Origin of the sequence: Stygiolobus azoricus, assembly GCF_009729035.1 — an archaeon.
Lineage (GTDB): Archaea > Thermoproteota > Thermoprotei_A > Sulfolobales > Sulfolobaceae > Stygiolobus > Stygiolobus azoricus.
Genome location: NZ_CP045483.1, coordinates 1,376,270 through 1,388,294 on the forward strand (window position 1 = coordinate 1,376,270; position 12,025 = coordinate 1,388,294).

Genomic DNA, 12,025 nt, shown 5'->3' on the forward strand with positions numbered 1-12,025 from the left:
CTAAGGACTTCCACCTCATCCACAGGGCTCCAATCCCGTGGGGTCATGGGTGGCTGTAGAGCCCAACGGCACGGGACTCACATCTAGGTTTATCCCTGCTGGGCTTAGAGCATTGCTCCCATCACCCCGTAGCTGTCTGTTTTCCTTCCTCTCCCTCAGCTTCCTCATCATCTTCCTTTTCTCTCTAACGTGCAATAAATCGCCCTAACTAACCCTAATAAATCTTTCTGTCCCTAATTTATATCCACACTCGTGAACTGTCTAATATCAATCATGAGTTATCACCGCTTTTACAAAGTCTGGGTAAGGGGACTTCACTATTTATGATGGGGACAGATTAGCTCCTTATATCTTTAAGTCCTAAAAGCATAAAGGGTCGTATAGTTGTAATTCACCCCTATTCGACAATTCCGTAAATATAAAAAATGACCTTGAGCAGCTGGTTCTGCATTTGAATGTGGAATCATCTCTTCTAGTGACCTTTAGAGACTCATAAAGTGACTATTCCGCTATAATATGCTTGTTAACGAGATCATACAAAAAAAAAATTAAGCGAAGTTTAACACGTGGGTTTTCTGATTAAACACTTTAATACACCGAAGAGGAAAATATCTAGTGGAAGTAAATTACGAAACACTCATCACTTCACTCCCTGCAGAAGTAACGTACCACGATAGGAAAAAGTCGGTATTGCCGAGGAAATACGTCCAAAGGGAGGGTAATTTGAGACTTTTCGTTCCTCCTTACCTCATCGATAGTGTGGCAGAAGTTCTGAGAAATCACGGGTTTAAGGACTTAAGGCTCACTTTTCACAAGGGTGAGAAATATTCCTTGTCGAAAAAGCTCTTAAAGATTTGGGAGCTTCACGTCAGAATTTTTTCCAACGGATTTATCGACGCCCACTTTGAGATAAATAGGGATTTCCTCGAACATCTACATTACCCTACCCTCTCTATACGAAGTTTTCGATATTTATAAAGAAATATACCCTAAGATCCACATTTACGATGCGGGGAACAAGAAGTGGATTTCGGAAGTAATAAGCAAATATACGTTGAGTTTGAGGGCTCCTAAAACCGTCACTAAGTGGAAGCCGTTGTTTTACACATCCTTAATATTAATGTTTGTGGGAACTGCTCTTATCCTGAAACATTAAACTAAAACATTAAACGAAATATGCCCACTCCCTTTTCAGCTAAGGCTAAATAAGACGTAGTTAAATACTTATCTATGAAAATAGCCGTAGTCGGGTGTAGAGGTTTCGGCAGAGTCCACTTAAACGCTCTATCTGAGTTGAGAAAAGACCGTGAACTTGAAGTGTACGTTTTCAGCAGGACTGAGAAGTACGCAAAAGAGTGTTACAAGGAGTTCGATGCTCAAGGTTATTTCACGAGCTACGAAAAAGTCCTTACCTCCAATGTGGACATCATAGACTTAGTGGTGAGCCATGATGCTCACGAACCTATGGGAGTCTCAGCTATGAGGAATAAGAAGCATGTTATGTTAGAAAAACCTATTGCTAGAAATGAGGAAGAGGCGATGAGGTTAATTGAGACAGCAAAGGCAACTAGAGTAAAGTTCATGGTACTAGAGAATCACTACTTTGATCCATCAGTCTGGAAGGCAAAAGAGCTAATGGAAAAGTTGGGAAGTATTTCGCTAATCCTGGTGAGGAACACGAGGTTTAATTCGCCTCAGGGGTGGAGGAGAGTAAAGGATTTGATGGGAGGCGGAGCACTGATTGACGGTGGTATACATTTCGTAGATACGCTGTTGAACCTAGGGGGAGACTACACTAGCGTTTATGCGTCATGTAATTCAACATTTTCTGGACTTGAGGGAGAAGATACTACGGTTGCCGTGTTTAAATTTAAGAACGGGGCAGTGAGAAACTTAGTCTACTCTTGGACTTCACAGTCAAGGGGCGAATTCCCGCACTTTGAGATATATGGTGAAAACGGAACTATTAAAGAGGATACCAGAAGTAGGGTCAGTATCAAACCTTACGGCGATTTAATAGTGGAGTGGAAGAACGGAGAGACCCAAGTTATCTCGACCGAGAAAGTAAACGCGGTTAAGGAGGAGATAAAGGGTTTTATTAACGCGGTAGAAAGGGATAGTGAAGTACCGATGGATCCCATGATAGCGCTGAGAGACTTAAAGGCTGTAAGGGACATATATAGAAGTTGCGGAGAAATAAAGGAATAAGCACCGTCTTCGTACTCACGATCAACTTTTATTACCGTACCGTAACTAGTATCTGTGGATAGTATTAAGGAAATTAAACCTTGGGGAGTAAACGTCCCTTACATGATCCTCGCCGTGATTTACTGGATTATAGGAGGTCTTTCTCTGAGGTTTAACCCTTCCGATCACCCCTATTTCATGCTTTTAGGAGCTTACTCGTTATTTTTCGGCATGATCCAAAGGCTCTTCTTTCCTGCAACTAAGTATTTTGCCCTACAAATACTTACTTTAATTCTTTTATCAATCCCGATCCCCTATTTTCAGGTACTAGCGTCAGTAAGCCTTACTGCGACGGAAATATGGGCTCTAAAGGATGTGATGACTTACGGTGGTAAATTTCCGGTGAACCTCCTCGTCCTTTCCTCTCCCTTCTTATCTATAATAGGCTGGTCTTTATACCCACATTATTGGCTACTAATACTCCCCCTCATCACCTACACGTTAGGAGTAAATATAGGTGTTTTCACCGCTACTTTGAGGACTAAACCGGTTTTCGGCAGGAACCAATTGCCCTTATTGTTCTTCTTGGTACTTTCGGTAATTATTAGACCTTTATACTACTTTGTGGGAGTCTTATATTTGCTAATGATCGTTAGGACAGGATATAAAATGAATCTGAGTGCCTCTCTTACTCTTTTCTCAGTATCCGTAACTCCCATCTTAGCGTTATTTTTGGGAAGCACTCTACACTCTTTCTTCTTAGGCGTCATGGCTCCCCTCTTCTTTTCGTGCATAGTGTACTCAACGAGTAGATACAATTACGATTATGTATGGTTTCCCGTTTTGACTTCCTTCCTTTCTTACCTGATGAGGGGGATCAATATTGAACTCTCCGGTATAATTTGGGCAATTTCGTTACTTTCTTTTCTTTACCTAGTTAAGGATAACCTCTCTTTAACCGCTCTGAAGTTGGGTCTCTCCCCAAGGTATCTTAGGAGACAATAAGAGAAGTTTTCCAAGTTGCATTATTGACTTATCTCGCCATAACCATGTTTCCTTCCAAATCTAGAGCGAAAAACCCTTTTTATCTAAAAACAAGCATGATGGTTCACTCCGTGAATTCTATGGGAAAACGTATGTAATAAAAACTTTAAAAGGGGACAAACAATTCACTCGCTAGTGATCGTTTACACTTTTCCAGCTTTAAAGGAGGAAATAGTAAAGGAAAGACCTAACCGCTTTACAGTGATAACAGTCTCAGGAAGAAAGTGTCATCTCCACGACCCCGGTAGGCTAAAGGAGTTGATTTATCCAGGTAATAGGATCCTCATAAGGGAAGTTAAGGGCAATAGGAAGACTGATTGTCAAGTAACTGCAGCATGGAGCGGTAAGGAGTGGGTTGTCACGGACTCCAGTATTCATAGCGAGATAGCTAGAAAATTCCTCCCTACTGATGCTGAGAGCGAGGTCAGAGTTGGAGAGAGTAGACTGGACTTCGTTTTCGACGATACTTTCGTAGAGGTTAAGGGGTGTACTTTAGTCAAAGACGGAGTAGCGTTGTTTCCCGACGCTCCAACGGAGAGAGGTAGGAGACATATTGAGGAGTTGATAAAGCTGAAGAGGGAAGGTCATAATGCTGTTATACTGATCTTGGTGATGAGGAGTGACGCTACTTGTTTTTCTCCTAACTTCGAAACAGATAAAAAGTTCTCTGAGACTTTTCTGAGGGCATTGAAGGAGGGAGTTAAGGTTGAGGTTAAGACCTTTTATTTTGACGATAAATCCCTTGTCTACAAGGGTGACATACCGATATGTAGAGATCTTCTCCATTAGGAGATAGTTGATACTACAATCACTAGAAATATTCTTAAAGTGTAAAGGCTTGTAATTTTAACGACTGTCATTACGAAATAGTTTTAATGATGTTATACATATACGACGATACACGTAAAAGCAATAAGGCTTAACCCAGGTAGGACTAAATACCGTTTGGCTAAGGCTAAACTTTTAATATGGGTATTTTAACGATCTCATGTATACTACTTTCCAATTCTTTATAATCAAAGATAGAGATGAGTCAGAGTTCAAAAGTGAATAAGCTTATCTTAAATTCTGTGCCTTCTCGTTGTAAGACTTACCAATTATATAGAGGAGGATGCTAAAAGAGAAAGTAAAAAAGAATTTCTATTCAGAATATTCTTCCCTTGTGCTCGTATAATACCTGAGGTGTCAAGGCCTTAATTCTCCAATTTATATTAAACTGCTTCGCAGCTTGCATTAACATGTCCATGCTATCCACATCCCACTCACAAATTGCCGTCTTATTCTCATGAGAAATTTCCACTTTTTCAAGTTTCATACCTTTAGGAAGTTTCTTGTCCTTAGCCATGTTAACTAACTGATTGAAAAAGTTTGTAACAGCGTCTTTCTGGTTATCATCCCATTCATGAATTACTACTACTTTCATAATTATCATCTATTATTTCTCTTAAAGACTAATAAATCTACTTATGGTAATCAAATCACCTCAAAATTGTTTAGTTATTCACCACTTAGTGTAACTTATTGTGACATAAAATGGAATTAACTGAATAATAGGAGAGAGATTCAGAGGTTTAACCAAAATTTTCAATTACCTCAAAGTAAGGTAATGGTTATAACTTCACATTACGAGATTTACTTGTGTTAGGGCTACTAGTAAGTCACGGTTCTCCGACTATCCTAATAGAGGACTTACCTTTTAAGAAACAACTGAGGGAATTAGGAGAAAAAATAAGGAGAGAATACGAGCCCGATCTGGTCGTAGTATTGTCTCCTCACTTTATGAACTGGGGTGAAGACAACTTAATAGAAGCTGGAGAGAGGCTTAAATGCATACAAGACTATTACGGGTTTCCTAAGGAACTTTACCAGTATTGCTATGAGATGCCTAATGACGTTGAGGTAGTGGAGAAGCTTTCGACTTTTCTTAAAAAGGACTACAGATGGGGGCTTGATCACGGTGGATGGATCCCGTTATATTATATGTTCCCCGACGGAGGTATTAAGGGTATAACCATATCCATTAGCAATCGTTCACCTGAAGAACACTACCGTTTGGGTGTTAAGATAGGTGAAACGCTTAGGAATATAGGCAGGAAGCCAATAGTCATAGCTACAAGCTCACCGACTCATAGGCTCGACTTATATTCCCTCGGGGTCGATACCTACACGTTCTTCGTATTCGACCACATCCTTCAGGATTTAATAGAAGAGGGTAAGTTTGAGGAAATAGTCAAAATACAACAGCTTTTCCCTAAGGAGTTTAAGAACTCTTCTCCGGAGGGAGAGTTAAAGCCATTGTACGTTATGTTAGGTATAGTAAGACCTACTTCCGGTAAAGTCATTTATTATGACGTACCGTGGCCAGGGGTTAGTATGATGCTAGCGTCTTTCCAATGAGAACAGATTAAAGAAAACAGATCACTTAACGAGGGCAACTGTTAAATGGCATTCACATCTTCTTGTTAAGGAAAGCGTTCAGGAATTCCTTTTCGACATCATCAAATTTCACTTGGTTGTTACCGTGTATGTACTCCCAGACCTTAACGGCTGTGCTCAGGACTACGCCTTCACCGAAGTGGTTGACATATCCGTTGAAGTGATCACATGAACCAATGAAAACGCCGCTCGTGTCACCTTCGTAGATCACACCTTTTGAAGTCAAAGCAAACTGAGATATGTCAGAATGAATCTTAATCGCGAAGAGGAAACTCAGTGCGTCGGCTATGTACCTATCGCCGATCGAAGTCCTCATACAGTGTACGAACCCGCCGAAATCGAAACCTTGAACTGAAAGCATGTTATATATATTATTGTCAGATGATACTATATTAGGTCGCAGGTCGTGATTCCCTTGGGCCTACAGTAATCCAAAAGGGATAACACGTTAGATTATACCTTATGCGTCTCGCCTAAAAGTTTTTAAAAATCTCATAGTCTTCCGTAATAAACGTATTGTACCCATACTAGTTAAGAACTTTGACGTGTTTTCTTAGCGTAGAATCATTTCCTCTTTAATATTTAACTTTTTAAATAAGGCTGTTACTCTCACGAATATGAAATTCCTCCGTGAGTCTACCGGTTTCGTCAAGGAATTCAGCACTTTTGACGCGTTTGCACTTAACTTCTCCTTTCTCGGTCCTGCAGCAGGCGTAGCCTACCCTCTCTTCGTAGCAGCCTTTCTACCCGAAGCCAGTTGGACATTAGCTGTGATCATAGGCGCATTATTAATGGTACCGGTAGTCATTAATTACTACTTATTAACGGTTTTGATCCCGAGATCCGGAGGTGACTATATTTTCGTATCTAGGGTTATGGGACCGTTCTTGGGTAGTGTTCTAGGTATGTCGCTTATCATGGCTTTTACTATGGGTTTCCCGGTCTTAGCTATGTTAGAGGTAATTATGGTAATTGTGCCAGGTTTACAATCACTAGGGTACGTGCTAGGTAACAAAGGTTTGATAGACATTGGGAATGCAATAACTTCCTCTCCTCTAGAGCTTTTCGTAGTTACTACATTAGTTATATTCATTGTTTTCATCATATCGTCATCGGAGAGACTTTATGTTAAGATGTTCCGATATTTGACTTTACTTCAAATAGCAGGAACAATCCTCATGATAGTAGGACTGTTCACAGTTAATCGCTATCCAGTCTTCACTTCACCTCACGTAAATTTACAGACGTTATCTCTTTCCTCAATATTTGTCCTTTCCATGTTTGCCTTTACTAACGCTCCAGCGTTCTTCGCCGGTGAGATAAAGAGGGTTAAAAAGAGCTTCATAGCTGGTTACCTTATCTCCTACGCTGTAGCAACACTGTTCGCGTTATTATTAGTGATAGGGATCGAAAGAGGCTTCGGTAAGCAAAATTACATTAATTACGTACTTAACGGATGGAGCCTACCAATGTCAACTTCGTCCATCCTCTCCTTTGCCGTTTATCCCTTTTTGAACTACCCGTACATCGTGGTATTCTTAGTGATTTCAGCCCTAAGTTGGTACGTGCTATACGCAATGATAAACGTTGGGGCTTCGTCAAGGATACTGTTTTCCATGTCCTTTGACAGATTACTTCCTTCGTTCTTCGCTGAGGTCAGGAGAGGTATACCTATATACTCGCTCGTGTTCTCTCTAGCTCTCTCAATGCTTTTCAACTTCTTAGAAGTATATCTGGGTTACTCAGTTAGCTTTGCAGTTGACGGTCTCTGGTTCGTAATTTGGAACTACTTAATCGTAGCAATATCCTCGATAAAATACGGAAAATCCGACAACAAAATCCTTGTTACGTCTCTGTTATCGGTTTTCACGTTATCTCTCGTAGTAGTATTAACAGTGCTTTATGGGTTCCTGAATAGCTCCTTCGGAAGTGTAATATTCCAAGGTAATACAGCCTTTAACTTAGCTACAATAGTGATACCACCTTTGACCGGGACAGTGACTTACTTAACGTCAAAAGAGATTAGGAAAAAACAGGGTATTGAATTATCGGAGATATACAAGGAGATCCCTCCAGAATGATCATCTTATCAAACGCTCTGCGTTGTCCTTCAGTATCTTCTTTTTTATCTCACCGTCGATAGGTATAGCATCAAACTCCTTTAACCACCTCTCCGGACTGATAAGGGGGAAGTCAGAACCGAAAATTAGCTTGTCAGCTAGCCTTTTTGAATTGTCCCACAAAACTTTAGGAATGTACTTTGGTGCCCAACCGGATAAGTCTAAATAGACGTTGGGTTTGTGTAGTGAAATAGCAATAGCTTCTTCTGTCCACGGCCAGCCGAAGTGGGCTAAGACCATTTTCAAGTCTGGATACCTCACCGCAATCTCATCGAAATATATTGGCCTACCGTAGTCGAGCCTTATGTTCGATTTTACTCCAGCCCCTATGCCTGAAGTGCCCGTATGAAATACAGCGATTAGGTTGTGTTTTTCTACTACTGAGTATAGCTTCATAGCCCTCTCGTCTAAGGGATGAAATCCTTGTAACTGAGGATGAAACTTAACACCCTGAGGTTCTATTTCCTTTATCGCCTTTTCAAGCTCCTCAACTGCATTTGGCTTTAAGGGATCAACCGAGATGAACTTTATAACTCGTGGATCTCTAATCTCTGCAATCAATTCATTTGGAATCCTTCTTCCCATGAAAGTGGTAGAGTCTATAGGCAATATAACAACTCTTTCAATACCTAATGTTTCAACTTCATCTAAGATAACCTTTAGGTCTTTTATCTCGACCTTTGCGTTGAAATATCTTAGTGTAGGTTCAGCATACTCACCGAGATATCTGAGGAACTCCTTTACTGGGGCGTGAAAGTGGAAATCTATTGCCCTAATGCTTTCCTCAACTCCTCTATTATTGAGGGGTCGTCTAACGTAGATATATCACCTATTTCTTCTCCCCTGACTAAAGCCCTCAGCAGTCTTCTCATTATCTTACCGCTCTTAGTCTTCGGTAGACGCCTAACAAACACTACTTTATCAACAATATAACCGCTGTTCCTCAAGTACTCCTTGATCATGTTTTCCAGTTCTGGGCTCTCAGACACACCTTTCTTAGGTACTGCTACTATTAATATCCCTTCGCCTCCATCTTTCTTGTAACCCACTGCTGCAGCCTCAGCTATTGCTGGATGTGTGACTACCACGCTCTCTACTTCCATAGTCCCTATTCTTTCCCCTGCTGTTATCACGTCATCTGCCCTACCCAAAACGTACAAATACCCGTCTTTGTCCACATATCCGTAATCACCAGTATAGAAATAACCTTGAAACCTAGACCAATAAGTCCTGACTACTCTTTCACCGTTAGGATCTTTATGCATCTTTGCTAAGGCCGGGCTATACGGTTTTAATACGATATAGCCCTTACTCTGAGGGGGTAGAGGTTTACCCTCATCATCTACTATTACGAATTCTGACCCTGGGAACTTAATCCCCGCAGAACCAGGCTTATATGGGATCTCTGCTATTCCGAAAGGAGTAGCCGCGACCGGGTAGAGGTGTTCCGTCATCCAATACGCGTCTGCTATATATACGTTAGGCATGTGTTCTCTCAACCACATCCACGCCCCCACGTTTAACGGTTCTCCCGTGTTGAGTATCATTCTTAAAGTAGATATGTCCCCCGATTTTACAGACTCCTCTCCTAAGCTCTTCAACGTATATAAGGTCGTTGTGGACGACCAGACTAACGACACACCGAATCTCTCGACGATTCTTGAGAATAAGTCGGGCTTATAACCGATATACCCCTCGAAGAGCACACCTGTTAATCCCATGACCGGTATCACGTACACGTTGGCCATGGGCCATACTGGCCAACCAAGCTCTGAAATAGTCCACCACACGTCATTCTGTCTTGGATCAAAGATCAATTTGAATGACGTGTTTAATGCTACTACGTAACCGCCGTTGGTGTGAGTGAGACCTTTTGGTCTGCCTGTTGTGCCTGATGTGTAATATATTGTGGCAACTTCGTTAGCTTCTACGGCTATCGGCTCAACTTCCACCTTACCCCTGGGTTTAACCTCCTCGTATATTATGTCCCTCTTATTTACGTTAAAGTCATCATAGCCCCTCTTCACGACCAGAACCTTCTCTACCGGAGTCTTATACTCGTTAAGTAGTTTATCGACGAAGTCTTTTATCCTTATTTCGTTTCCGTTCCTGAAGCCCTTACTAGCTACTACTATTACTTTAGAGTCACAATCGTTAAGCCTATAGGATAGTGTCTCAGCACTTAACCCCACGTAATGGATGACTAGAGTAGCGCCTAAACGGTGAACAGCTAAAGAGAAGTATAAAGCTTCTGGGATACTCGGCATTAAGAGCGAGACCTTCTCACCCTTGCTTATTCCCAACTCCTTTAATACGTAAGCTGCTCTATTCACTTCAAAGTATAGGTCTCTGTAAGATATTGCCTTGCTCTCAAGCCTCTCGTTAACCCAATAAAATGCTACCTTATCTCCCTTTTCTGGTAAATGCCTATCAACGGCGTTATAAGATATATTCAACAACCCGTTTACGTACCACTTCTCGAAAGGTGGATGACCTTCAATAATCTTATCAGGTCTCCTGAACCATGTTATCAGCTTCGCTTTTTCAGCCCAGAATTTCTCAGGGTTCTTTTTAGCTTCCTCCCATTCTTTGATCACTTTCTCTAAACCATAAAACTTAGCGTCCATAAAATTATATTACATAAGTTGTCATATATATTTTACTTTGCACATTTATTTATTAACAATTATTTCAAAAGATAACATATGAACGAACTGATCTTTGACTCCATAAGGGAATTCGTGAAAAGACATGTAGAGCCCTTGGCAGTAAGAATTGACAAAGAGGACTGGTACCCCAGAGAGTTAGTAAGAAAAATGGGGGAGATGGGGTTTTTAGCACCTATGAGCGAAGGGCTTAGCCTACTTGACACGGCGTTGATCTTGAAGGAAATTGCTAAGGTTAGCGGTTCTGTAGCTCTCATACAAGACGCTCAGGGCGAACTGGTAACAGAACCACTGAGAGTTTATGGGGGAGATAAGTATATTGTGAATGCGCTTTCCAAGGGTGAGTTAATAGGTGCTTTCGCCCTCAGCGAACCTCAGGGAGGAAGTGATGTTGCTTCAATTAAGACGAGGGCAGAAAAAGTCAACGGGAAGTGGGTGATCAAAGGGAAGAAGATGTGGACTACTCAAGGTCTTTATGCCGATGTGTACCTCGTTGCGGCAAAGACCGGAGAAAACGGCCTTAAGTCTATAACTACTTTTCTAGTACGAAAAGGAGAATGTGTAAAGGTGAATAAGATAGAAGTGATGGGAAACAGAGGCACTGGTACGGCTGAAGTTGAGTTCAACAACTGTGAAGCTGACAATATCGTAGGTGAAGTTAACAAGGGCTGGGAGGTAGTCAAGTACGCCCTTCTAGTGGGAAGGGTTGCGATCTCAGCGATAGCTCTAGGTTTAGCTGAAGGAGCTTTAGAGGAAGCTCTCGAGTGGGCAAAGAGTAGGGAACTGTTTGGAACCAAACTCGTGGAAAAGCAAGGTATACAGTGGTATTTGGCAGAAAGTGTAGCTCAGCTAGCTTCCCTTAATGCGTTATTAAAGTCGGTAGCCAAGACTGAGGACGTTTTCAAGGACGAAGGAAAAATTGCGGTGTTGAAGTATTTGTCAACGAGAATTGCGACCGACATTGTGGATAAAGCTGTACAAATCATGGGTGGAATGGGTTATGCTAAAGGAACTAAATGCGAGAGGGCTTACAGAGATGTAAGATTAGGAAGAATAGGAGAGGGGACAGATGAAGTACAGTTAGGGATAATCTTCAAGATAATTAATAAAGAGGGACTCAAATACTTTTCAGAATAAGAGTTAAGAGGGTATATGATAATCCCGTTTGTCCCTACACTCTCATTTCAATCATTTTATGTATCAAGTGTAGGGACTTAGCCCTCAACCACCTACCAGGTGGGTCATGGGACTCCTTCGAGCCCAACGGCACGGTGCTCACATCACCATGTACTGGGCTTGGAACATTGCTCCCATCACCCCGTAGGCGTAGGTTCAACACAACATCCCTAACCACTTCTCCCTCCCCTTGGGGCATTGCCCCCATCGGGTTGGTAAACCTCCTTAGTTCTCATCATCTTTTTCACGAAATTAATTTCAATGAATATAAAAAGACTTCTATTGTTATGAAAAAGGACTCAGCCCCACTCTTTCAGACGGTTTTCCAAGCCACATGACTAACTTCCCACCAAACATAGCCCGGGAGCCAATGACGAGAACTACTGGAAGAGAACC

General features: G+C 41.5%; 11 protein-coding genes and 1 pseudogene. 7 read left to right on the forward strand and 5 right to left on the reverse strand.

All coding sequences use genetic code 11. The annotated features are described in order from the left end of the window. The first annotated feature begins 615 nt into the window (after positions 1-615). The 4 genes from D1868_RS07510 (at position 616) to sfsA (ending at position 4,020) form a co-directional block, all read left to right on the forward strand. Complete coding sequence (locus D1868_RS07510) at positions 616-978, forward strand: hypothetical protein (RefSeq protein WP_156007019.1); 363 nt, start codon at positions 616-618, stop codon at positions 976-978. Positions 979-1,230: 252 nt separating this feature from the next. Then, a complete protein-coding gene (locus tag D1868_RS07515; protein ID WP_156007021.1) occupies positions 1,231-2,208 on the forward strand; it encodes a Gfo/Idh/MocA family protein in 978 nt (325 codons plus the stop codon). Between the two features lie 54 nt (positions 2,209-2,262). Then, positions 2,263-3,192: a hypothetical protein gene (locus D1868_RS07520; RefSeq protein ID WP_156007023.1), complete on the forward strand. Its 930-nt coding sequence runs from the start codon at positions 2,263-2,265 to the stop codon at positions 3,190-3,192. Between the two features lie 174 nt (positions 3,193-3,366). After that, the gene (gene sfsA, locus D1868_RS07525; protein ID WP_156007024.1) at positions 3,367-4,020 is read left to right on the forward strand and encodes a DNA/RNA nuclease SfsA; all 654 of its coding nucleotides are present in this window, start codon (positions 3,367-3,369) and stop codon (positions 4,018-4,020) included. A 355-nt stretch (positions 4,021-4,375) separates the two neighbouring features. Here sfsA and D1868_RS07530 read toward each other — a convergent pair whose 3' ends face one another. Then, positions 4,376-4,654 (reverse strand): hypothetical protein, encoded by a 279-nt coding sequence (locus tag D1868_RS07530; protein WP_156007026.1) that lies wholly within the window; start codon positions 4,652-4,654, stop codon positions 4,376-4,378. Positions 4,655-4,869: 215 nt separating this feature from the next. Between D1868_RS07530 and D1868_RS07535 the strand changes: the two genes are divergently transcribed. Beyond that, positions 4,870-5,628: a DODA-type extradiol aromatic ring-opening family dioxygenase gene (locus D1868_RS07535; protein WP_156007028.1), complete on the forward strand. Its 759-nt coding sequence runs from the start codon at positions 4,870-4,872 to the stop codon at positions 5,626-5,628. Between the two features lie 52 nt (positions 5,629-5,680). Here the strand turns inward: D1868_RS07535 and D1868_RS07540 are convergent, their stop codons facing one another. Then, positions 5,681-5,983: a hypothetical protein gene (locus D1868_RS07540; RefSeq protein WP_156007030.1), complete on the reverse strand. Its 303-nt coding sequence runs from the start codon at positions 5,981-5,983 to the stop codon at positions 5,681-5,683. Positions 5,984-6,284: 301 nt separating this feature from the next. Here D1868_RS07540 and D1868_RS07545 point away from each other — a divergent pair, with 301 nt between their 5' ends. Further along, positions 6,285-7,748, forward strand: coding sequence for an amino acid permease (locus D1868_RS07545; protein WP_156007032.1), 1,464 nt, complete (start codon positions 6,285-6,287; stop codon positions 7,746-7,748). On the opposite strand, the gene D1868_RS07550 is transcribed toward D1868_RS07545, so the two are convergent. Then, the gene (locus tag D1868_RS07550; protein ID WP_156007034.1) at positions 7,749-8,555 is read right to left on the reverse strand and encodes an amidohydrolase family protein; all 807 of its coding nucleotides are present in this window, start codon (positions 8,553-8,555) and stop codon (positions 7,749-7,751) included. Continuing rightward, entirely contained in the window at positions 8,552-10,414 is a 1,863-nt protein-coding gene (locus tag D1868_RS07555; RefSeq protein ID WP_156007036.1) for an AMP-binding protein, read from the reverse strand. Before D1868_RS07555 ends, D1868_RS07550 begins: the two co-directional genes overlap by 4 nt. Positions 10,415-10,492: 78 nt before the next feature. On the opposite strand from D1868_RS07555, the gene D1868_RS07560 reads away from it, so the two are divergent. Beyond that, entirely contained in the window at positions 10,493-11,590 is a 1,098-nt protein-coding gene (locus D1868_RS07560) for an acyl-CoA dehydrogenase family protein (protein ID WP_156007038.1), read from the forward strand. A 34-nt stretch (positions 11,591-11,624) separates the two neighbouring features. On the opposite strand, the pseudogene D1868_RS07565 reads toward D1868_RS07560, so the two are convergent. Next, a pseudogene (locus tag D1868_RS07565) lies at positions 11,625-11,854 on the reverse strand (hypothetical protein); the annotation flags it as partial. Between the last annotated feature and the right edge of the window lie 171 nt (positions 11,855-12,025).